Source organism: Candidatus Flexifilum breve (assembly GCF_016713355.1).
In genome coordinates, this window is record NZ_JADJPI010000040.1 from 1 (window position 1) to 18,669 (window position 18,669).

The window sequence follows — 18,669 nt, forward strand, 5'->3', positions numbered from 1 at the left end:
GGGGTGGGGTCAGGTTGCGCCCCTACCTGTTTACTCCACCCGGATCAGCACCTCGGCCAGCGGTTTCTTGCTGATGTTGGGCACTCTGGCATCCGCCGCCGGGTAGCCGACCGGGATCACCACGAGGCGCGTTCATTAGCGGGTCGCCCTAAAATCTCGCGAGGAAGGTCATCGGGTTGGGCGTGTGCGTGAGCGTTGCCAAGCCCGCCAGATGCAGACTCGCCAGCAGCATCCCCACCGCAATCCCCACCGATCCGGTCACATAGTAATGCTTGATCTTCGTGCCATCGTCACGCACACCGTACGCCTGCGCGAACACGACGATCAGATACGGCGCGTCTTCGAGATGCGGCTTGTGCCAGTCGGGTGCAGATGCGCCAGCGCGTCCAGCCATTCCTGACTCATCCGCCGCGTGTAGCTCTCGTATTCCTCGGCTTCCGCCGCTTCGCGAATCTTGCGCTTGATCTCCGGATTGCTCACCACGACGAACGTCCACGGCTGCTGATTCGCGCCGCTCGGAGCCGTCGCCGCCGCTGCAATGGCATTTTCGATCAGCTCGAAGGGCACAGGTTCGGGCGAAAAAATCGCGCACGGTGCGCCGTGACCGCATCCGCGTGAGAAAGCGCGGGATGCGCGTGCTGCCCGTCCGGAGCGATCCGCTCAAAGGCTAACGGAAGGCGATCATCATCAGTCATGGGCTGGCATCCTTCGCTGCATATAGTCTGCGGCGAAGTATAGCCGCTCTCCCGTCCCATTTGTTCCAATGGCGCGATTGCGAACTGAGCTTTAATGGTATCGGGTATGGTCGCAGACGAGATCAAACGCTGGTTGTGCGGCAAATTGACGGGCGTCGAGAGTGTGCGCGGCTGTCCGTGGCGAAAGACGGACATCTGATCGCTCACACGTGGACGGGCACGCTCATCTACGTGTATCTGCTGGATGAGCCGGTGCGCGTGCGCAATCTCAAACGGATTTTGAGCGAAGGGACGCGCGTCGGCGTGGGGTCGCTGTTCATCGTCGATGCGGCGCTCGTGCCGTCCGATGGCGCGCTGACCACCCCTGACGAAGGCTTGCTCGCGCTGCACGCGCTGTATCGCGACAAGGTGTACACCTATCGCCAGACGACGGACGGTTACGCGGTCGGGCAGGTGCACTTTAAGCCGCTCGGGCGGGGCAGCGAACAGGAAGCGTGGTACGGGCCGGATGTCGAGATCACACCTGCCGTCGTTCCGCGTGTGGTGAAGCAGCCGCAGTCGATCCGCGGTGATTGGCTGGTGGCGAATTTCGGCACGGAGGCGTTCTGGAAGCAGCCCGACTACATCACCGGGCGCAACGCTTTCCCGCAAGCAGACTACGCGCGGTCACACCCAGTTCTACACGTGGAGCAATCCGAGTTGGGCGGATGTGCCGGGCGAGGGGTTTCACACCCGTCGATCGCCTGCCGCAGTCCGAGCTGGATCGCGTACGAACCGCTCGGCTTTGCGCGGTGCGTCCGACGACGAGGTGAAGCCGCGTTTCGCAAGCTGGCACGCGAATTTCACCCCGACGTGAGCAAACTCCCCAAAGAGGAGGCCGAAGCGCGGTTCAAGCGGCTGTATGCCGCCTACCGCTATATCAAAACGGCGAGTGGCAGTTAGGGGAAGGGGAAGCGCAGTTCCGCATCGTTGACCAGCAGTTCGAGGCGCGCCGCCGACCAGTTGAGGTTTGGGTCGAGGCTGTGCAGGAAGTCGATCACTTCTTGCATGCTGTTGAGGCGTTGAAAGCGCAGACGAAAGATTTTGACGAGCATGATGCCCACGTACTTGACGATCTCGTTAGTCGAGCCGACGCTGACCACCCAGCCCAGATTCGGGTGCTTGGCGACTTCCAGCGATCCTGCCCGCGCTTGATCTGAATCGGCAGGTTTTCGGCGGCGCGCATATCCATAATCAAATGCGCAGCCCGCCTGCCGCGTCCAGCAAAATCTTGAAATCGGCGTTTGACCGTTCCATATCTTCGAGGGTATGCCGCCCATACACGCGGGCATACGCGACTTTGTTGGAATCAGCCAGTCCAATGAATACATGCCCAGTTGCTCCTAAGTTGTCCACAATGGAAGCAGTATAACGAGTCGATACTCGTAAAGCCTTAAACTGTCTGTATTTTTCCTGAATAAATTTCTCGTTCAGCCGCATGAATTGGATTTGCATCGAGCGCTGGTTAGGAACAAACTCTGTCCTGTGTTGTTTAGCGGAATCGCTTCCAAGAGGTCGATACATGCTGGCCTTCCCCTCAAAATGGATCCAAATCAGCGTGGTGCTGGTCTTGCTGCTCACTGGCGCTGCGCTGCACGCGCAGACCGGACGAACGCCGCTCACCCCCGAAAACATTCAAACCGCCGCGTTGGTGGAGGTCCAGCCGTGGGCTGGACGGCTGCGCGCTTTTCGATTTAGCCCGGATGGGCGCTGGTTGGCGGAACGGGCGTTATTGCCGGAAAACGCCCACGATCCGCTCGGCATCTGGGATACGGAGACGTGGGAACTGATCACCACGCAGTCGATGGAGTGGCGTGGGGCGCTGGCGTTTGAGTCCCGACAGCCGCCTGGTCGCGTTTGCGCAGGGGGAACAAATCGTCGTCTGGGAACTGGAACGCCGCGCCGCCGTGTTAACCATTGCGCGCGTCAGCGAACCGGATGGTTTTCTGGATAACTATCCTACTGCCGTCATCTTCACCCCGGACGGCGCCAACCTGATCATCGGCTATCGCGATGGCCAGCTCGAAATCTGGAATATTGCCGAGGCGGCACCGTGCTTGGTAGCGGCCTTCCGTCCGCATCGTGTCCAGATCGCGAATTTCGCCATAAGTCCGGATGGCACGCTGCTCGCGGTCGCATATTCTCAAAATCGGGTGGCGCTCTGGGATCTGCGCGGTGGGATTGAGGCGGTTGCTCCCGGTGATTTGCTGCCCTCTGCGCGGTTCGTCAGCTCGGAGCGGTTGGAATTTTTGCGCGATGGTACGCTGCTGGGCATGTTTGGCAGTTTTGGTTCGCTTGCCCTCTGGGATGTGCCAGCGCGTCGGTTACTTGATCCGCGATTGGAGGCGGCCTACTTTGCGGAGTCCGTGCTGCTCAGTCCGGATGCCCGGAACCTTGGTGTTCACCACCGACTATGATCGTGAACTCGGCTTTTTGATATCGACAGCGGGGCTGTGGTGAATTGGAGCGTGGACGATCGGTATTCGCCGCTGGCCATGAACGCCGATTGGAGTTTGGGGGTGCTCGGCGGACGGCAGCAGGTCACCGCGCTCGACCCGGCGGGCGGTAGGCTGCAGTCGTTGCTGAATATTGGCGCGCAAGCCGTGGCCATCACGCCGGATAGCTCGGCGATCATCGCCTCACCGGGTAATCAGCTCTGGGTGTTCGCTCTGCCGACAGCGGACCAGCCCGCGCTCACGATCTATCCGGCGCACCTCCGTCAGGCGGCGTTTGTGCGCACCGAACCGGATGTTGCCAGTCACGAAGACCTCGTCCCAAAGGGTGAGGTTTCGGTCATTGGGCGGGATGCTGCGGGTGACTTTGTGTATGTGCTCGATTACGGCGGGTGGGTGCTGAATGATCCCGCTTTCATTGACCTCAATGGGGTGAGCGTCGACGCGCTGCCCGTGTTCCCCATCCGCTGATCAGGGCGGCGCGGGGACAGTCGCGGCGAGCGGTATGGGATCGGCGCTCAGCACTTCGACGAAACCCGCCGACACCCATTTGGCTTGTCCGTCGAAATCCGTGACGAGATACCAGCGGTCCGCGCCCACATCGACATAAGCGATCACCGGGAGGGTGAAGTCCGCCCCCGCCGAGCCAACGACCGGGTAGTTGGTACCGGGACCACCGCGCAAATTGACCCCGGCGATGATGCGCACCTGCGCGATTTCCGTGGGGAAGCTCGGTGGCGTGCTGATCGGCATGGCGGTCGCGCCCGCCCGGGGTGGGGCAAAGCGACAGTTCGCCGCATTCACGTTTACCTCGGCGTTGACTTGCCCGTCCACGCTCACACGCAGCCAGTTCCGACCGGAAACCCGCGCGGTCCGCAGTGTGGTTTCACCCGCCAGTGACCCTGCCGCGGGAATCGTCAGCGTGCCGCCCTGATCAGAGAAGCGTATCTCCCAAGCGAAGGTCACAGCGTAACGATTGTGGTTGTAGATGCGCCAGTACAGCCAGTGATCGCGATCTGGTGAGCACAGGGCGATGACCACCAACGGCTCCTGCTGATTGGCGGGTGATGAATTCACTTGTGTCACCAGTAGGCAGATGATCACAAGGGCGATGCCGAGCGCGCTGGTGAATCGCATCATTGCTCACCTACGCGAACCAGATCGGGTTCGTCCACGCGCGCCCGCCATGAGCATCGCGCACGGTGACACGGCAGTAGGGGATTTGAGGCTGCGGATCGAGAGCTCGACTTCGGTGATGTTATGCCCGTGCTTGTACGCCGCCCATGAGCCCTTCCCCGTCACGAACACGCTTTCGCACGGGGAGCAGCGGATCTTGATTGTCTCGCCGGGGGTCACCTGCACATCGTGAATGAGCGGCCCGGTGCTGCTGTAGAAGTCGCCGCGCTTGAGCGCCGCGAGGATCGCTTCCGGCGTCAGTGCTTCGCTTTTGACCCACGTCCACCCGCGCAGCGTGTCACGGAAATCCGGCTTGAAGTGCGCGTCGTCGGTGGCCAGCGCGGTGAAGCGATACCCGCGCGCCAGCATCACGTCGAGCATGTACACGCTGTCGATCTTGTCGCTGTGATCCGCTGAGATGCCGTTGATGATCTCGATGGCGTGCGTGTCGCTCAGGCTGATCACGTCTTCTTCGCTCAGGTTATACCACGCCGGGTGCGCCACCGTGACGAACGCGCCCGTCGCCAGCGCGCGCTGCGCAATTTCCGGACCCGTCTCATCCGGCGTTGGCCGCGCGAAATCGAGCGGCAGCCCGTTGGCGAGGATGTGCCAGAGTTCGCCGAGTACAGGGTTTGCCCGCGTGCAGTTCCGCCCCGCGCAAGGTGACGAAATCCGGCGTGTGGTAAGCCGACGCATCGGTGTGCGGATAGCGGTAGTTTTCCAGAAAGTGATCGGTGATGGACAGGAAGTGGTAACCGTGCTCCCGGTAGAACTTGCACACCTGGCTTCGACGCTGATGCGGCCATCGGAATTGGTGGAATGCGTGTGCAGGTTGCCTTTGTAGAACTGGCCGGGTTTGGCGAAGGGAAGATTGTTCAACGTTCGTCCTCTAAATACACATTAGCCCAGTAGTAGGGCTGAACTTCGCGCAGGGTTTTGGCGATCCAGCGCGTCGGATCGGCGGGGTCGGGCACGGCGACTTCGACCGCGCCGCCCCAGTGGCGCAGCCGTTCCTGACAGATGCCGCATGGCGTCAGAATGACGATGCGCCCGCTCCCGTCATAGGCGACGCAGGCCGAGGCGGTCACCTGCTTGGCGAGCGTGTGCGCTTGCAGGATCGCGCCCGTCTCCGCGCACAATCCGCCGCCGCCGTACTCCGGCTCGCACACCGCGCCCGTGAACAGGTCGCCGTCAGCGGTATAGACGCGGCGGCGACGCCATAACCGGGCGGAAAACGGCGTTTGAGCAGGTCAACCGCCGCATCGACTAAGCGTTGATCGATCTTCATACCGGGCAGCGTCAGACTTTCCAGATCGCGTGGGTAGTAGGTCAGGCTTTCGAGGCCATCCTCGGTGACGACGACTGTGTCCGAGTGGCGGAAGCCGCCGACGCCCTTCGAATACAGCCCCGGTTCGACCGTGAAGACCATCCCCGGCTGAATGATCGTCGGATCGCCGAGATCGAGGAACGGTCCTTCGTGATAGCGCAGGCCAATCGCGTGGCCGACGTGGTGTTTCCAGTACGGCATCAGATCATGCTGTTCGTAGTAGGCGCGCACGATCTTGTCAACTTCCGAGCACGGGACGCCGGGGCGAATGGCGTCCAAAGCGGTATCTTGCAGCGCCACCATGTGATCGAACAGGAACTTCTGCTCGTCGCTCGCCTTGCCCATGACCATCGTGCGTTCGAGTTCGGAATGATAGCCCCACACCGGAGCCGCCGCCCCGGTCACCAGCACATCGCCGGGCTGGAAGGTCAGATTATTCGCCAGCGCGTGCGGGATCGCCGCGTTGCGCCCGATTTGTCCGCGATACCCGGCGACGACGCCGCCGTAGTATTCGCTCTGCCCGCGGTAGATCGGGCCGATGGCGTCGTACATGGCGCGCGTCGCCTCGTCGCCCGCGCGCTGGCTGACTTCCGTCTCGGTCGCACCGACTTTGGTGTAGCGCTGCAGCAGCACATGCCCGAGATTCGCCCAGACGCACGCCTCACGAATCAGACGAATTTCGGCGGGCGACTTAATCATCATCGCGTCTTCGACAAACGGGCGGACGCTGCGCACGGGCGCGTTGAGCATCTCCGAGAGCTTCGGGCCGCGGTAGCCGAACACCCACGGGTAGCCGTCTTCGTCCGCGCCGACTGGACCCTGCATGCCCATTTCGTCGAGCATCTTCTGAAAAGCGATCATCGGGTGCGCGGTGTACGGATATTCGAGGTAGTGATCGACGCGGTCGATCAGCGCGTTGGCCTGCGCGTGTTCCAGTTCGAGGCGCGGCACGAACATCCCGCGCTCTCCGCGCTTGTTCATGACGAAGGCCATCGGGCGCTCGGTGGGGATGAAGGCGAAGCCCGTGTAGTACAGCACATACTGGCGGTCAAACAGCACGACGCCGTTCAAACCTTCGGCGTGCAGGTGCATGAGCAGTTTTTCGCAGCGCTGACGGTGTTCTTCCGCGCTGATCTTCATCTGCGTAACGGGCATGGCTTTCCCCTCCTGATGGGATACGTAAGAACAATTTTCAAACAACAACCCTCACCCCCACCCCCCTCCCAAGGGCGAGGGGGTGAAAAGCGTCCCGCGTAAGCCCCTCTCCTCTAGGCGAGGGGTTGGGGGTGAGGTTAAATTTTCACCTGAGCTGACCGCTTATGCCATTCGGTCGACTGCTGGTAGGCGTGACCCGCGCGCAGCAGCACATCTTCGCGGAAGGCGGGCGCGAACAACTGCATCCCAATCGGCAAGCCCTGACTGTCGAAACCGCACGGCACGTTGAGTCCCGGCACGCCCGCCAGACTGGCGGGCAGCGTGAACACGTCTTCGAGGTACATGCTCAGTGGGTCGTTGACGTTCTCGCCGAGCTTAAAAGCGGTGTTGGGCGAGGTCGGCCCCGCGATCACATCCACGCGCTCGAACGCCTTGTCAAAGTCCTGCTTGATGAGCGTGCGCACCTGCTGCGCTTTGCCATAGTAGGCATCATAGTAGCCCGCGGAGAGGGCATACGTCCCGAGCATGATGCGGCGCTTGACTTCCGGCCCGAAGCCTTCGCCGCGCGTCGCCTTGTAGGTATCCCACATGTCGCCTTTATCGACGCGCGCCCCGAAGCGAATGCCGTCATAGCGCGCGAGGTTGGCGCTGGCTTCGGCGGGCGCGATGATGTAATAGACGGGCAGCGAATAATCGGTGTGCGGCATGTCGATCTCGATGATCTCCGCGCCGAGCGCTCGAAGCTGTTCGATGGCGGCGTGCACGGTCGCGTCGACTTCGGGCTGCGTCCCCTTGATGAAGTACTGCTTGGGCACGCCGACCCGCAAGCCTTTCACATCCCCGCCGAGCGCCGCGACGTAATCCGGCACGTCGACGGGCATGCTGGTCGAATCGAGCGGGTCATGCCCCGCCATGATGCCGAGCAAGCGCGCCGCGTCTTCGACCGTGCGGGTGAGCGGGCCGGGGCAGTCGAGCGATGAGCCGAACGCCACCAAGCCATACCGCGACACGCGCCCATAGCTCGGTTTCAAGCCGACCAGCCCGGTCAGCGAGGCGGGCTGGCGAATGCTGCCGCCCGTATCCGTGCCGATTGCGCCCGCCGCCATGCCCGCCGCGACCGCTGCTGCGCTGCCGCCGCTGCTCCCACCGGGCACGCGGTCGAGATTCCACGGGTTGCGTGTGACGCCATAGGCCGAGTTCTCGGTCGAGGAGCCCATCGCGAATTCGTCCATGTTGGTCTTGCCGAGCAGCACCATGCCCGCGTCTTCCAGGCGCTTGACAGCGGTCGCGGTGAAGACCGGCGTGTAGCCCGCGAGAATTTTCGATCCGCAGGTGGTTTGCACGCCCGTCGTCGAGAGCACATCCTTGATCGCCAGCGGCACGCCCAACAGCGGACGGTCGTCGCCGTTGGCGCGCTGCTGATCGGCGCGGGCGGCATCCGCGAGGGCGCGGTCGGCGGTCACGGTGATGAAAGCGTGGATCGTCGGTTCGAGCGCCGCGATCTGGTCGAGGTAGGCGCGCGTCAGTTCCACGGACGAGATGTCACGGTTACGCAAGCGGCTCACAGCGTCGGAGAGGCTTAGGCGAGTCAGTTCAGACATGGAGTTCTCTCTATGGTGATCAAATCACGGAGAGTATAGCACACAGGGAAGTGACAAACAGCGCAGTTTCACATGAAACTCACTATTCTTACAAAGTTAATTTCGGTTACAATGAAGTAGTACATTTTAGGTATTGGGAGCAGCACCATGGGCTTTGCACGACAGTACCAGCAGTTACGACAGGCGGGCGTCCTCGCGCACATGACCTCGGAAGCGCGGCATGCGCTCGGCGCGGAGGCGATGAAAGTGGAGTCGCTGTTCGATCTTTTGCACAGCGCTGCTATCATTCAGGATGGCGTGGATGGTGAATGTCCCGCGGGAACTGATTGGATCGCCATTGAAGACCAGAGCGGTAAGCAGGGCTACATTGCCGTGACGCCGGATCAGAAGCAGATTGTCGCGAACATTTTCAAGCTGATCTAGTTCACAGGCGTCCGTTTACAGTGCACAGTTTTTGCCTTGCATTGTGGATCAGCTGCCCCTACTTCGTTTTCACTGGGAACTGTAAACTTAGAACTGTAAACTACTCAGGTGAAGCATGACAGTTAACGACCAGAACGATTTTGACGGGCTGATGCGCATCGGGCGGATCGTCGGCCTGACGATCAAGACGATGGCGGAAGCGCTGCGTCCCGGCATGACCACCGCCGAGCTCGACGCCATTGGCGCGGCCTATATGAAGTCGCAGGGGGCGCAGTCTGCGCCGCAGTTGGTGTACAAGTTCCCCAGCGCGACCTGCATCAGCATTAATGAAGAAGTCGCGCACGGCATCGCCGGGGATCGCGTGATTAAGCCCGGCGATCTCGTCAACATTGACGTGTCGGCGGAACTCGGCGGCTACTTCGCGGATTCGGGCAGTACATTCCCGGTGCCGCCGGTGCGCCCGGAATACCAGAAGATTTGCGATACGGCCAAGATCGCCCTCAAGCGCTCGATTGACGCGGCGCGGGCGGGGCAGCGCATCAACGCCATTGGCAAGGCCGTCGAACTGGAAGCGCGGGCCGCGGGGTTGAATATCATCCGCGAGTTGAGCGGGCATGGCGTCGGCAAATCGATCCACGAGAAGCCGAGCATCCCCAACTACTTCACCAAGCGCGCCGACGACCGCCTGACCGATGGGCTGGTGATCACGCTCGAACCGTTCATCACAAATGGCTCGGGGCGCGTTTACACGGCTGACGACAACTGGACGATCAAGACGCCGGACGGCGACCGCACCGCCCAGTACGAACATACGATCATTGTGCGCCACGGCGCGCCCGTGCTGGTGACGGCGGTCTAGGCGTAGTTCAGCGCCCCCTAAGTCCCCTCTTCACTTGGAGAGGGGACTTAAACCCCATGCTTGTTTCCTCGCTCCTCTTTTCGGGTAGGGCGATGAAGTTGTTCGACTATTTATTAGCATCCCCTAACACCTGTCGCTTTTGTTCAAGCTTCTGCGCCCTACATCCCGTATCATAAGCAGTATCAAATCAATTCAACCAACTGAACTAAGGAGAGCCACCATGAGAAAACTCGTCGTGACGGAGTTCATGTCGCTGGACGGCGTGATCGAAAATCCGATGTGGACGTTCAAATACTGGAGCGACCCGATGCACAATTTCAAAGGCGAGGAGACCGCCAACAGTGATGCCCTGCTGCTCGGTCGTGTCACCTATGAAGGCTTCGCGCAGGCGTGGCCGAACAGCCCGGATGAGGGCGCAGCGTACTTTAACGGTGTGCGCAAGTATGTCGTGTCGAACACGCTCAAAACCGCGGACTGGAACAACTCGGTGATCATCAGCGGGGATCTCGTCGCCGAGGTCAACAAGCTCAAGGCGCAAGCGGGCACGAACATCACCGTGCACGGCAGCGGCAAGCTGGTGCAGTCGCTCCTCCGCGCCGGGCTCGTCGATACCGTCCGCGTGCTCGTCTACCCGGTTGTCTTGGGGCAAGGGCAGCGCCTGTTCGAAGACGGCACAACCGCCACGCTCAAGCTCGTGGAATCCCGCCCGCTTGGCGATGTCATCGGCCTGATCTACGAACCCGAACGCTAACGGCCCGCTTTTCGCCCCTCTCCCACGGGAGAGGGGCCGGGGGTGAGGCCATCTCTCCCCTCTCCTTTAGGAGAGGGGCCGGGGGTGAGGCTAGCTTCCCCAACTTCATTTCTTCAAATTGATCTGCTCTTCCAGAATGGTCTGAATCTTCTCGATATTGGTCGGGCGCAGCATTTCCTGCAATTCAGTATCATTCGACACGTCCAAACCCTGTTTTTCCAAGAGCAGCGCGAGCATCCGCATCATCTTCGTCAGCTCATCCTCGGTGAGGATGTCGAGCTGCAAATCCATCTCCTGCCGCAAATCCGCCACCCGCTCCCCGCGATTCTGCGAGATCAGCACGATGATCGACAGGAAGATGGCCTCCAGTGACACAATCATCGTCAGCAGTTGAAACGGAAACGGGTCAAACGGTTGTAAGCCGGGATCTGGCCGTTATTCCACGCCAACCAGATCGTGAACCACACCACATTGAAAATCAAAAAGCCCATGCTCCCAAACCGGCTGGTCAGCGCATCGGCGATCTTCTCGGGGGTGGTGCGGCGTTCGTCGGCTCTGGCTTTCAGGCTGTGTATCAGGCGGCGGCTGGAAAGAACGGCATCTCGTGCGTTATCACGTGCGCTTACCCCGTTGTCCATTTGGCATCCCTTTGTGTCTTCATAATGCGTATTGTAATTATAATCCACATTACGTTGACGGGAACGCCCTCAATTCGTGGAACGCATATCGCCCCTCTCCTTTAGGTTCACGGCAGGACAGTTTTAATTTTTCGAGACTGTCTTCCTTAAACGACACCTTGTAGGGGACGGCCTTCTAGGCTTGTCCGCTGATCTCGGATGCGCAGAAGCGCGTCCTTAAGGGGGTTCTCGAAAGAAATCCACGAACGGATGTAGGGGCGCACCCACGCGTGCGCGGAAACCGGAGACAAGGCTGCCCTACATTAAAAACTTTCGAAAGACCACTTTAGGAGCCATTTGGAAAAATGTGTTGTTTGCTTAGGTAGGGGCAAGGCGCGCCTTGGCCGTACGAGAGAAATTGCGAATATTCAGATGGTCTCTTAGACAACATGTTTTCCCTCAGATGATCGCCTTAATGGTTCCCCATGTTAAAAGTGTCCTGTCCTCAATCTTTAGGAGAGGGGTTGGGGGTGAGGTTGATCTCTTTTACTTCACCCCGGCCAACTGCGCGGGCGTGTGCCCGACATAATATTTGAGCGACCGCGTCAGATGCGGCTGATCCGCATAACCGGCCTGCGCCACCACGTCGAGGATCGAGCGCCCGCGCTGCAAGAGCGTCATCGCCTCCCGCGCCCGCTCAATCTGCGCGATGGCGCCGTGTCAACCGGTCGCCCGCAAAAAGCGCCGCTGCAGCGACCGGGGCGACACGCCCGCCGCTCGTCCTGCCAGCGCCGCATCCACCACCGGGTCACGCGCGATCAGCCCCTGCCGTTCGAGGCGTCGCACAAACACATCCGCATTGTCGAAAGTCGGCACTTCCCACGCCGACCCGTTCAGCCAGAAAGCGCGTTCGCCCGCGGTGAGCGGCAGCAGCGCATCCCCATCCACGAGCGTTTCGGTCGGCAGATGCGGCATGAACGTGCCGAGTTTGAACGTGATGCCGAGGAATTCCGCCTCTTCTGGGATCGGTGCGGGCGACGCTTTCGTCTCCGGCCCGCGCAGATGCACAGTGAGTTCGCCGCGATACCGCGTGATCACCATTTCGCACTGCGCCGCCGCCGCCGACATGAACGATCCGCCGCGCGCATCGCTCCATGTCTGCCACGCAAACCCCACCAGCGGCGACTCAAACATCTGATAATCAAACTGGAAATCCATCCCGCTCCTTCCAATTTCCCTCTCCGCTCGAGAGGGGCTAGGTGAGGCGTCTTTCTCCCCTCTCCCTGCCGAGGGATCACTGCTGACGCTCTCTCCCCCCTCCCCTTTAGGAAAGGGGCCAGGTGAGGCTGTCTTTCTCCCCTCGCCTCCAGGAGAGGGGGGCCGGGGGTGAGCCTCTTTCTCCCTCGCCTCTAGGAGAGGGGGCCAGGTGAGCTGTCTTTCCTCCCCTCGCCTCTAGGAGAGGGGCGGGGGTGAGGTTGCTCTTTTCTTCTCCCCTTCTCCCCATGGAGAGGGGCGGGGGTGAGGTTCCTCTCCTATATGTTCCCACCGCCCGGTTTCGATCCGGTATACACCGCCCGTGGCCGAATCAATTCCCCGGTCGCGTACTGCTCAACCGCATGTGCGATCCAGCCCGCCGTCCGCCCCAACGCGAACAGCGTCAGCGGCGCGTCTTCCGGCAGCGCCAGCACCCGCGCCAATGACCAGCGCAAAGTCGATGTTCGGCGCGCGGTCGATCACCTTGTTTGTCTGCTGGATGATGCGGTCGGCCAGTGCCAGCGCTGGGATGCCCCATAGCTCGCCCGCAGGTGTCCAGCAGCGCCGCCGTTCGGATCGCCCTGCTGGCGGTAGAGCACATGCCCGAAACCGGGGATCCGTTCGCCGCGCTGCAACCACGCGCGGATCACGGGCTGTGGGTTGCCCGCAGCCCCGACCTCGCGCCAGAACGCCGCCACCAACCGCGTATTGCCGCCGTGCTTGAACTCCCGACCGCCGACAACCCCGCGTTCACCACTTGGTACAGCGTGGCATCCGTCGAAGCGACCACCCGCGCCGCGAACGACGACGCGTTTAGTTCGTGATCCGCGCTCAGGATCAGCGCCGCGTCGATCAGCCGCACATCCGGCCCGGCGCCCGCTCAGCCCGCCGCCAGCCGTTCGGCGTTGCTCCCGCCGCCCACCCCGCTGACGTCCGTTCCAGCAGCAGCAGAATGCGCGCGCCCGGTCATGGCAGCGCCGCCTTGTCGAACGCCCGCAGATCGTCGTCGGCGGCCAGCGCCAGCACGAGATGCATCCGCGTGAGCGGCGGCACGGGCACGCCCTCGATCCCGGATCAATCGCGAAACGTCACCGTCTGCGGAAACAGCTTGTAAACGGTCTCCACCCCCGTCCACAGCAGCGTCGCGACCTCCTCAAAGGTGCGGGTGAGCGCCAGTTCATGACGTCAGTGCCCGCGATAGTACAGCTTCCTCGTCGATCAGCGTGAGCGCGGACTCCGCACGGGGAGCCCCATCGGAGCGGCCTCGCGTGCGCCTTTCTCCGGGCTCGCCGCGCGCCTTCCGCTTGAGCAGCTTCTCCACGTCCTCCTCCGCGAGGTAGCGGCGCTCGCGGCTGTCCTCCCGCCCGCCTCACTGCGAATCAGCCCGCGGCTCACATACGAGTACAGCGTCGCCACACTGATCCCGGAGTATTCCGTGGCTTGCTTGGCGCTCAAATAAGGTGAAATGGTGTCATCTCCAAATCAGAATAGATTGATTATCACAATCAAGATTGACAAGTTTCATCAATATATCTACCTTTGAGAAAGACACAAATTGACACCCAAAGGATACGTTTTCATGCTGACAGAACCCGCCGCGCCGGAGTATTTTCTCGACAGTTTCCCGCGCAGGATCAATTTCCGCAATATGTGTGGACGGACCGCCCTGCCCACCTGCCCGCGCAAGCGTGGACGACCGAAACGACGCACCGTGACGCGCAGCAGGCGGGCTGCCGCTCAACCCAGAGCAGAGCCTCGCCATCTACGACCTGCCTGCGCTTCACGGGGACGAGCGGCGATCCGGCAGGCCGAGTTCTTCATCTACCGCCCGTCCGACCGCGCCGCGCTGGAAGGCGCGCTCGAACGCTGGCGGGCGGCGCGCCGATTGAGCCGACCACGTGGATCCGCGCCAGCAGCGCGGATGTCGCGCTGATCAAGGCGCTCGGCGTGCGCGAGACGGGGATGCTGGCCTTGGCCTCGGACCACCACACGTTCCACAAGTTCGAAGCCGGGGGACGCAACCAGGCGGCGCACGACCCATCTGGATGCGGTGCGGACCAGCGTTGAGGCCGGGATCCGCCCGCGGCTGCACCTCGAAGATGCGACGCGCGCCGATGGAGTTCATGCAGCCCTTCATCGAGGCGGTGCAGGCGATCTGCGAGCCGTCCGGTTTGCGCCCGAAGTTCAGGTGTGCGACACGATGGGCCTAGGACTTCCCCTTATGACGACGTCGCGCTTCCGCGCAGCATCCCGCGCATCTTCCAGACGCTGCGGGCGATGGGCTTGCAGCCGGAAGATTTCGGAATTTCACCCGCACAACGATACGTGGCTGGTGGTGGCGAACTGCCTCGCGGCGATCCGCGGCGGGTGCGCGGCGATCAACGGAACGTCGCTCGGCAAGGGGAGCGCACGGGCAACGCGCCGCTGGAAGGCGTGCTGCTGCACCTGATCGGCATGGGGTACTTAGCGACGACGCGCCCGACTTCACGGCGCTGAACGAGCTCGCGGGGCTGTATGACGAGATGGGCGATCCGCTGCCGAATAAGTATCCGCTGTACGGGCGGGACGCGCACCGCACGCGCGCGGGAGTCCATGCCGACGGGCTGAACAAGTTCTGGTGGATGTACGCGCTGTTCGACGTGCCGAACCTGCTCGGTCGCCCGCTGGAAGTCTCGCTGACCAAAGACAGCGGCATTGCTGGTTGATCTTCGTCATCAAGCAGCATGTGGGCGTGGATCTGCCGAAGGATGATCCCAGTTTGCAGAGCGTGTACGCGTGGATGCAGGCCGAGTTTGATGGCGGATGACAGACGAGCATCGAGTGGGCCGAGCTGGAAGGGCTCTGTGCGGGCAGAAGCTCAGCCTTACTCCCCCAGCCGCTCGCCTAAACGAGAGGGGAAGAATGAGCAGCCTCACGCTTAGCGTACAAACCTCATCTTCGGCCCCCTCCTAGAGGTTCACGGCTGGACAGTTTTAACATTGGGAACCATTGAGACACCGGCTTGAGGGAAAACAGATTGTGTAGGGACGCGCAACGGCGCGTCCGTTTTGCGCACACCCGGCGCTGGACGCGCCGTGGGGCGTCCCACACTCGCTCGATTGTTGCGTGTCCTGTCCTCAACCTAGAGGAGAGGGAGAAGATTCAGTCCCTAACCCTCCTCTCCCACGGGAGAGGGAATAAGGGCTAGCTTCATTACTCAATCCAGTGTTGAGTGTGGGCAAACTCTACAGCTTGCCCTTTTTCGCCAAAATGCCCCGATACAACTGATCCAGATCCATGACCAGCCGATCAATGCCGAAGCGGTCGAGCATCAACTGCTGGGCGCGCGTCGTATCCGGCGGCGCGGCGACCGTCCGGACGATGGCATCCGCCAGCGCGTTGACATCTTCGGTCGGCACGAGAGTGCCGGAGCGCCCCCTGATCGAGCAGATCGGGCAGGCCGCCGACCGCCGTCGTCACGACCGGACAGCGCGCTGGAGTGCCCTCGATCACCGAGACGGGCGTCCCCTCATTACGGCTGCTGATCACGAGCGCATCGAGATCGCTGTACACGGGGGCGACTCGCGCACCCAGCCCACAAACCTGACGCAGTCGGTCGCCGGATCCGCGCGGTGGTCGCTTCCCAGTTCGGCGCGCAGTTCGCCGTCGCCGATGATGGCGAAGCAGGCATTGGGCAGGCGCTTCGCGCACTTTGACCGCCGCTTGCAGGAACAGCTCGCGATTCTTGATGGGCACGAGCCGCCCGACGATGCCGATCAGCGGCACATCCGGCGCGATGCTGTGGGCGCTGCGAAAGTCGCCGGATTGACGCGGCACGCGGCGAACGCTTCCAGATCCAGACCGAGCGGCAGCACCGTGATACGACTGCGGCGGCGATACCGTACTTTCCGAGAAGTCGCGGCGCAACTCCTTCGGTGAGCGTGATCACGGTGTCGGACAGTGCGCGGTGATCCGCTCCAACAGGATGAACATCTTGGTTTTAGCGGGGCTGAAATAGCCTTGAAACACATGCCCGTGAAACGTATGCACGATGACCGGGACGCCTGCCAGCTTAGCCGCGACGCGCCCAATAAACCCGGCTTTCGCCGTGCGTGTGCACCACCTGCGGCTGCATCTCGCGCATGAGCTGATACAGTTGCCAGATCGTGCTCAGGTCGCGCAGGGGTTGAGCGACCGCCCGAGCTCCGGCAAAAGCAGCGGCGTGACGCCATGCTTTTCCGCGAAGTACCGCATATCGCCTTCGCCCGCTTCGATGTTGCCGCATACCAGTGCTGTGATAAACGGGCGCGCGCCGAGCTTTTGGTGAGCAGCGATAGTGAACCGCCGGGCCCGCCGATGCTCCAGCCGGGCGATGATGCGCAAAATGCGGACGGGGCCTTCAGTCATGGCTTCACAGGTTGAGCGGCGTCAATGAACAGGCGATGCCACAATCTCTAGCGTAAGCAGGCTCCAGAGTCTCACCGTGATCGCGCTTGCCCGCGGCGTGTTCATCCAGCAAGCGCGTGACCGCCGCGGTATTAAGCAGACCGCGTCGCGCGCCCGCGCGTCCAGTAGCAGACCGCGCACGGCGGATGTCCGTCCGCAGCCATGCGCCGAGCGGCACGCCGAACCCGTGCTTGGGGCGGTGGATCCCCGGCGGGCAAGTAAATCCTCCGCCACTCTTCTTCGAGCAGATACTTGGTCGTGCTGCCTTTGAGCTTGAGGTTGTCGGGATGGTCGCGGCCATTTCGACTAACCGGTGATCGAGGAAGCGGCGCGCGCGTTTCAGCGACACCGGCATGCCCGACCGATCCGTCTTGATGAGCAGATCGTCCGGCAGGTAGGTCAGCATGTTTGATGCGCAGCAAATCGGCCAGTTCGACGCGTGTGCCCATCTGCGCCGCGAAATGTAAGCCCGTCATCGCTGGTCGCCCCGGTCAGCACGCCGATTTGCTCGCGGCTGAACAGGCGATCCAGTCATAGTAGGCCAGCGCGGGCGGCAGCGACGCCCCACGCGCAAAGCGCTCCCGCGCGCTTGATCACGTGGTAATAGCCCGTGCCTTGGCAACACGCGAATCGCGTTGGCGACCCTGTCCCATTAGTGACGGGCAGCGCCGCACAGCGCGCTGCACCAGGAGCGAATGCGCGTAGAAGCGTTCATACCCGGCGAACAGCTCGATATCGCCGACGTCACCCGTCAGCGCGACGGTAACCCGCTGCGCGTGAGCTGACTGACCAGATACGGGGATGGCACCGCGTCCGCGAACGGCTGATCGTGATGCCAGACCAGCGTCGGCGCGAGGTCGAACGCCTGCGGGTTGACCGCCGTGAAGGCCGTGTGTCTCCAGCCCAAGCGACCTGCCACTCCGCCGCGCGTACTGCGTCGCGTCGAAGCTGTCATCGCCCGCAAAGCCGATGCTGAAGGTGCGGATCGTGCCGTTCTGGTGGCGGCGCATGAGCGCGACGATCAGGCCGCCGTCCAGCCCGCCGCTCAAAAACGCGCCGAGCGGCACATCACTGATCAAACGCCTGCCGCACTGATTTGCCCAACGCTTCGCGCAGTTCATCGCACTTGCGCGCCTCGAATTCGACGGTCAGTGGGGAGTAGCGCGCCGGGTGCGGCGGCGTCCAGTACTGCTGCGGCTGGAAAGTCGCGCCCCGCAATCGCGGATGACGGGCTGGGCAGCAGCGCCTTGATCCCCTGAAGGGCCGTCAGCGGCGCGATGTAACCGTAGCCGAGGTAGAGCGCCAGCAGAGAGCGTAAAGCGTCAAAGGCCGACCACGCGGCACGGCGGGGTGCATCAGCAGCGACTTGATCCGCTGGCGAACACGAACACGCGCCTGTCGTGATAGTAGTAGAGCGGCTTCTCACCCAGTCGATCCCGCGCCACAGTCAAGCGTTGATCTCGGTGCCGTCCCACAGCGCGAACGCGAACATGCCGCGCAGCAAATGGCAATTGCCGACCAGTCGCGGCGGCAGCTCGAGGACCGTCTCGGTGCCGCTGTTGGAGCGATAGCGCGCGCCTTCCATTTCAGCAGGCGGGCAAGCGCGGATGATTGTAGATTTCGCCGTTGAAGGTACGAGCGCGTCGCCGTCGCGCATTGGGCAGCAGCGCGCCGCTCGGCGAGATATCCCGAATGGCTAATCAAGCCGAGCCCGCACGCGCCATCGACGATGACCGCTCCTGATCTGGCCGCGATGAATTTGCACGTCCAGCATGGGCGCGATTTCAGCTTCGTGGCCGGCGTTCCATCGAAGTACAGCACACCAGCACCTACCACATGGGATATAAACTAAAGAAATTGGCAGACAATAACAATCTGTATTGTCACCGCTTTC

At 62.1% G+C, this 18,669-nt stretch carries 30 protein-coding genes and 2 pseudogenes; 12 read left to right on the forward strand and 20 right to left on the reverse strand.

The window, feature by feature from the left end; all coding sequences use genetic code 11:
- Positions 1-30 precede the first annotated feature (30 nt).
- Positions 31-610 (reverse strand): annotated as a pseudogene (locus tag IPK17_RS37850) (nitroreductase family protein).
- 262 nt (positions 611-872) lie between these two features.
- Here IPK17_RS37850 and IPK17_RS41210 point away from each other — a divergent pair.
- Positions 873-1,637 carry a J domain-containing protein gene (locus IPK17_RS41210; RefSeq protein ID WP_502749963.1) on the forward strand — a complete coding sequence of 255 codons (765 nt, stop codon included), beginning with the start codon at positions 873-875 and terminating at the stop codon, positions 1,635-1,637.
- Here IPK17_RS41210 and IPK17_RS37860 read toward each other — a convergent pair.
- Positions 1,634-2,065: a hypothetical protein gene (locus IPK17_RS37860; protein WP_343422938.1), complete on the reverse strand. Its 432-nt coding sequence runs from the start codon at positions 2,063-2,065 to the stop codon at positions 1,634-1,636. The two genes, IPK17_RS41210 and IPK17_RS37860, sit on opposite strands and share 4 nt — an antisense overlap.
- 483 nt (positions 2,066-2,548) lie before the next feature.
- Between IPK17_RS37860 and IPK17_RS37865 the strand changes: the two genes are divergently transcribed.
- Together IPK17_RS37865 and IPK17_RS37870 are read left to right on the forward strand one after the other, a co-directional pair.
- On the forward strand, positions 2,549-3,151 hold the full coding sequence (locus tag IPK17_RS37865; protein WP_343422939.1) for a WD40 repeat domain-containing protein: 603 nt from the start codon (positions 2,549-2,551) through the stop codon (positions 3,149-3,151).
- Positions 3,152-3,202: 51 nt separating this feature from the next.
- Complete coding sequence (locus IPK17_RS37870) at positions 3,203-3,658, forward strand: hypothetical protein (RefSeq protein ID WP_343422940.1); 456 nt, start codon at positions 3,203-3,205, stop codon at positions 3,656-3,658.
- Here IPK17_RS37870 and IPK17_RS37875 read toward each other — a convergent pair whose 3' ends face one another.
- From IPK17_RS37875 to gatA, 5 genes are all read right to left on the reverse strand, one after another.
- Positions 3,659-4,327 (reverse strand): SH3 domain-containing protein, encoded by a 669-nt coding sequence (locus IPK17_RS37875; RefSeq protein WP_343422941.1) that lies wholly within the window; start codon positions 4,325-4,327, stop codon positions 3,659-3,661.
- A gap of 3 nt (positions 4,328-4,330) precedes the next feature.
- Complete coding sequence (locus tag IPK17_RS37880) at positions 4,331-5,242, reverse strand: CehA/McbA family metallohydrolase domain-containing protein (protein WP_343422942.1); 912 nt, start codon at positions 5,240-5,242, stop codon at positions 4,331-4,333.
- Positions 5,239-5,532, reverse strand: a complete 294-nt coding sequence (locus IPK17_RS37885) for a cytidine/deoxycytidylate deaminase family protein (RefSeq protein ID WP_343422943.1) — start codon at positions 5,530-5,532, stop codon at positions 5,239-5,241. The genes IPK17_RS37880 and IPK17_RS37885 overlap by 4 nt, the downstream gene beginning before the upstream one ends.
- Positions 5,448-6,845, reverse strand: a complete 1,398-nt coding sequence (locus IPK17_RS37890) for a M24 family metallopeptidase (protein WP_343422944.1) — start codon at positions 6,843-6,845, stop codon at positions 5,448-5,450. Before IPK17_RS37890 ends, IPK17_RS37885 begins: the two co-directional genes overlap by 85 nt.
- Before the next feature lie 137 nt (positions 6,846-6,982).
- Positions 6,983-8,446 (reverse strand): Asp-tRNA(Asn)/Glu-tRNA(Gln) amidotransferase subunit GatA, encoded by a 1,464-nt coding sequence (gene gatA, locus IPK17_RS37895; RefSeq protein ID WP_343422945.1) that lies wholly within the window; start codon positions 8,444-8,446, stop codon positions 6,983-6,985.
- A 147-nt stretch (positions 8,447-8,593) separates the two neighbouring features.
- Here gatA and IPK17_RS37900 point away from each other — a divergent pair, with 147 nt between their 5' ends.
- The 3 genes from IPK17_RS37900 to IPK17_RS37910 all read left to right on the forward strand — a co-directional run bounded on the left by IPK17_RS37900 (position 8,594) and on the right by IPK17_RS37910 (position 10,479).
- Positions 8,594-8,869 carry a hypothetical protein gene (locus IPK17_RS37900; RefSeq protein ID WP_343422946.1) on the forward strand — a complete coding sequence of 92 codons (276 nt, stop codon included), beginning with the start codon at positions 8,594-8,596 and terminating at the stop codon, positions 8,867-8,869.
- A gap of 115 nt (positions 8,870-8,984) precedes the next feature.
- A complete protein-coding gene (gene map, locus IPK17_RS37905; RefSeq protein ID WP_343422947.1) occupies positions 8,985-9,728 on the forward strand; it encodes a type I methionyl aminopeptidase in 744 nt (247 codons plus the stop codon).
- Between the two features lie 220 nt (positions 9,729-9,948).
- Positions 9,949-10,479, forward strand: coding sequence for a dihydrofolate reductase family protein (locus IPK17_RS37910; RefSeq protein ID WP_343422948.1), 531 nt, complete (start codon positions 9,949-9,951; stop codon positions 10,477-10,479).
- Between the two features lie 105 nt (positions 10,480-10,584).
- Here IPK17_RS37910 and IPK17_RS37915 read toward each other — a convergent pair whose 3' ends face one another.
- The 4 genes from IPK17_RS37915 to IPK17_RS37930 all read right to left on the reverse strand — a co-directional run bounded on the left by IPK17_RS37915 (position 10,585) and on the right by IPK17_RS37930 (position 12,314).
- Positions 10,585-10,860: a DUF1003 domain-containing protein gene (locus tag IPK17_RS37915; RefSeq protein ID WP_343422949.1), complete on the reverse strand. Its 276-nt coding sequence runs from the start codon at positions 10,858-10,860 to the stop codon at positions 10,585-10,587.
- A gap of 2 nt (positions 10,861-10,862) precedes the next feature.
- Positions 10,863-11,117, reverse strand: coding sequence for a hypothetical protein (locus tag IPK17_RS37920; RefSeq protein ID WP_343422950.1), 255 nt, complete (start codon positions 11,115-11,117; stop codon positions 10,863-10,865).
- Positions 11,118-11,642: 525 nt separating this feature from the next.
- Positions 11,643-11,777, reverse strand: coding sequence for an AraC family transcriptional regulator (locus tag IPK17_RS37925; protein WP_343422951.1), 135 nt, complete (start codon positions 11,775-11,777; stop codon positions 11,643-11,645).
- Positions 11,778-11,816: 39 nt separating this feature from the next.
- Positions 11,817-12,314 (reverse strand): AraC family transcriptional regulator, encoded by a 498-nt coding sequence (locus IPK17_RS37930; protein WP_343422952.1) that lies wholly within the window; start codon positions 12,312-12,314, stop codon positions 11,817-11,819.
- A 300-nt stretch (positions 12,315-12,614) separates the two neighbouring features.
- Here IPK17_RS37930 and IPK17_RS41215 point away from each other — a divergent pair, with 300 nt between their 5' ends.
- Positions 12,615-12,890: a hypothetical protein gene (locus IPK17_RS41215; RefSeq protein ID WP_343422953.1), complete on the forward strand. Its 276-nt coding sequence runs from the start codon at positions 12,615-12,617 to the stop codon at positions 12,888-12,890.
- On the opposite strand, the gene IPK17_RS40890 is transcribed toward IPK17_RS41215, so the two are convergent.
- Both IPK17_RS40890 and IPK17_RS40895 read right to left on the reverse strand, forming a co-directional pair.
- Positions 12,830-13,048: a hypothetical protein gene (locus IPK17_RS40890; RefSeq protein ID WP_350341684.1), complete on the reverse strand. Its 219-nt coding sequence runs from the start codon at positions 13,046-13,048 to the stop codon at positions 12,830-12,832. The two genes, IPK17_RS41215 and IPK17_RS40890, sit on opposite strands and share 61 nt — an antisense overlap.
- A complete protein-coding gene (locus tag IPK17_RS40895) occupies positions 12,997-13,212 on the reverse strand; it encodes a citrate/2-methylcitrate synthase (protein WP_350341685.1) in 216 nt (71 codons plus the stop codon). Before IPK17_RS40895 ends, IPK17_RS40890 begins: the two co-directional genes overlap by 52 nt.
- On the opposite strand from IPK17_RS40895, the gene IPK17_RS37945 reads away from it, so the two are divergent.
- The 4 genes from IPK17_RS37945 (at position 13,171) to IPK17_RS37960 (ending at position 15,055) form a co-directional block, all read left to right on the forward strand.
- A complete protein-coding gene (locus tag IPK17_RS37945) occupies positions 13,171-13,464 on the forward strand; it encodes a hypothetical protein (protein ID WP_343422955.1) in 294 nt (97 codons plus the stop codon). The two genes, IPK17_RS40895 and IPK17_RS37945, sit on opposite strands and share 42 nt — an antisense overlap.
- A gap of 536 nt (positions 13,465-14,000) precedes the next feature.
- On the forward strand, positions 14,001-14,417 hold the full coding sequence (locus IPK17_RS37950; protein ID WP_343422956.1) for a hypothetical protein: 417 nt from the start codon (positions 14,001-14,003) through the stop codon (positions 14,415-14,417).
- The gene (locus IPK17_RS40900) at positions 14,401-14,799 is read left to right on the forward strand and encodes a hydroxymethylglutaryl-CoA lyase-like TIM-barrel protein (RefSeq protein ID WP_350341686.1); all 399 of its coding nucleotides are present in this window, start codon (positions 14,401-14,403) and stop codon (positions 14,797-14,799) included. The genes IPK17_RS37950 and IPK17_RS40900 overlap by 17 nt, the downstream gene beginning before the upstream one ends.
- A 73-nt stretch (positions 14,800-14,872) precedes the next feature.
- Positions 14,873-15,055, forward strand: coding sequence for a hypothetical protein (locus tag IPK17_RS37960; RefSeq protein ID WP_343422958.1), 183 nt, complete (start codon positions 14,873-14,875; stop codon positions 15,053-15,055).
- Positions 15,056-15,574: 519 nt separating this feature from the next.
- On the opposite strand, the gene IPK17_RS37965 is transcribed toward IPK17_RS37960, so the two are convergent.
- From IPK17_RS37965 to IPK17_RS37980, 4 genes and pseudogenes are all read right to left on the reverse strand, one after another.
- A complete protein-coding gene (locus tag IPK17_RS37965; RefSeq protein ID WP_343422959.1) occupies positions 15,575-15,748 on the reverse strand; it encodes a hypothetical protein in 174 nt (57 codons plus the stop codon).
- A gap of 76 nt (positions 15,749-15,824) precedes the next feature.
- Positions 15,825-16,166, reverse strand: a pseudogene (locus IPK17_RS40905) (hypothetical protein); the annotation flags it as partial.
- Positions 16,167-16,499: 333 nt separating this feature from the next.
- Positions 16,500-16,736: a hypothetical protein gene (locus IPK17_RS37975; RefSeq protein ID WP_343422961.1), complete on the reverse strand. Its 237-nt coding sequence runs from the start codon at positions 16,734-16,736 to the stop codon at positions 16,500-16,502.
- 4 nt (positions 16,737-16,740) lie between these two features.
- Positions 16,741-17,181, reverse strand: a complete 441-nt coding sequence (locus IPK17_RS37980) for an asparagine synthase-related protein (RefSeq protein ID WP_343422962.1) — start codon at positions 17,179-17,181, stop codon at positions 16,741-16,743.
- A 5-nt stretch (positions 17,182-17,186) separates the two neighbouring features.
- On the opposite strand from IPK17_RS37980, the gene IPK17_RS37985 reads away from it, so the two are divergent.
- On the forward strand, positions 17,187-17,312 hold the full coding sequence (locus IPK17_RS37985) for a hypothetical protein (RefSeq protein WP_343422963.1): 126 nt from the start codon (positions 17,187-17,189) through the stop codon (positions 17,310-17,312).
- Between the two features lie 56 nt (positions 17,313-17,368).
- Here the strand turns inward: IPK17_RS37985 and IPK17_RS37990 are convergent, their stop codons facing one another.
- From IPK17_RS37990 to IPK17_RS38000, 3 genes are all read right to left on the reverse strand, one after another.
- The gene (locus IPK17_RS37990; RefSeq protein ID WP_343422964.1) at positions 17,369-17,896 is read right to left on the reverse strand and encodes an asparagine synthase-related protein; all 528 of its coding nucleotides are present in this window, start codon (positions 17,894-17,896) and stop codon (positions 17,369-17,371) included.
- A gap of 234 nt (positions 17,897-18,130) precedes the next feature.
- On the reverse strand, positions 18,131-18,250 hold the full coding sequence (locus IPK17_RS37995) for a hypothetical protein (protein ID WP_343422965.1): 120 nt from the start codon (positions 18,248-18,250) through the stop codon (positions 18,131-18,133).
- The gene (locus IPK17_RS38000; RefSeq protein WP_343422966.1) at positions 18,223-18,432 is read right to left on the reverse strand and encodes a class II glutamine amidotransferase domain-containing protein; all 210 of its coding nucleotides are present in this window, start codon (positions 18,430-18,432) and stop codon (positions 18,223-18,225) included. The genes IPK17_RS37995 and IPK17_RS38000 overlap by 28 nt, the downstream gene beginning before the upstream one ends.
- Positions 18,433-18,669 lie beyond the last annotated feature (237 nt).

What these genes read in the sequence shown, in the direction of transcription:
- map (WP_343422947.1), top strand. Translation starts at nt 8,985, where the DNA reads ATGACAGTTAACGACCAGAACGATTTTGACGGGCTGATGCGCATCGGG.
- IPK17_RS37925 (WP_343422951.1), bottom strand. Translation starts at nt 11,777, where the DNA reads ATGACGCTCTTGCAGCGCGGGCGCTCGATCCTCGACGTGGTGGCGCAG.
- IPK17_RS37985 (WP_343422963.1), top strand. Translation starts at nt 17,187, where the DNA reads ATGCGCAGCAAATCGGCCAGTTCGACGCGTGTGCCCATCTGCGCCGCG.
- IPK17_RS37890 (WP_343422944.1), bottom strand. Translation starts at nt 6,845, where the DNA reads ATGCCCGTTACGCAGATGAAGATCAGCGCGGAAGAACACCGTCAGCGC.
- IPK17_RS37980 (WP_343422962.1), bottom strand. Translation starts at nt 17,181, where the DNA reads ATGCTGACCTACCTGCCGGACGATCTGCTCATCAAGACGGATCGGTCG.
- IPK17_RS37875 (WP_343422941.1), bottom strand. Translation starts at nt 4,327, where the DNA reads ATGATGCGATTCACCAGCGCGCTCGGCATCGCCCTTGTGATCATCTGC.
- IPK17_RS37975 (WP_343422961.1), bottom strand. Translation starts at nt 16,736, where the DNA reads ATGACTGAAGGCCCCGTCCGCATTTTGCGCATCATCGCCCGGCTGGAG.
- IPK17_RS37960 (WP_343422958.1), top strand. Translation starts at nt 14,873, where the DNA reads ATGGGCGATCCGCTGCCGAATAAGTATCCGCTGTACGGGCGGGACGCG.
- IPK17_RS37910 (WP_343422948.1), top strand. Translation starts at nt 9,949, where the DNA reads ATGAGAAAACTCGTCGTGACGGAGTTCATGTCGCTGGACGGCGTGATC.
- IPK17_RS37930 (WP_343422952.1), bottom strand. Translation starts at nt 12,314, where the DNA reads ATGGATTTCCAGTTTGATTATCAGATGTTTGAGTCGCCGCTGGTGGGG.
- IPK17_RS37900 (WP_343422946.1), top strand. Translation starts at nt 8,594, where the DNA reads ATGGGCTTTGCACGACAGTACCAGCAGTTACGACAGGCGGGCGTCCTC.
- IPK17_RS37860 (WP_343422938.1), bottom strand. Translation starts at nt 2,065, where the DNA reads ATGTATTCATTGGACTGGCTGATTCCAACAAAGTCGCGTATGCCCGCG.
- IPK17_RS38000 (WP_343422966.1), bottom strand. Translation starts at nt 18,432, where the DNA reads ATGCGCGACGGCGACGCGCTCGTACCTTCAACGGCGAAATCTACAATC.
- IPK17_RS37920 (WP_343422950.1), bottom strand. Translation starts at nt 11,117, where the DNA reads ATGGACAACGGGGTAAGCGCACGTGATAACGCACGAGATGCCGTTCTT.
- IPK17_RS37915 (WP_343422949.1), bottom strand. Translation starts at nt 10,860, where the DNA reads ATGATTGTGTCACTGGAGGCCATCTTCCTGTCGATCATCGTGCTGATC.
- gatA (WP_343422945.1), bottom strand. Translation starts at nt 8,446, where the DNA reads ATGTCTGAACTGACTCGCCTAAGCCTCTCCGACGCTGTGAGCCGCTTG.
- IPK17_RS37990 (WP_343422964.1), bottom strand. Translation starts at nt 17,896, where the DNA reads ATGAACTGCGCGAAGCGTTGGGCAAATCAGTGCGGCAGGCGTTTGATC.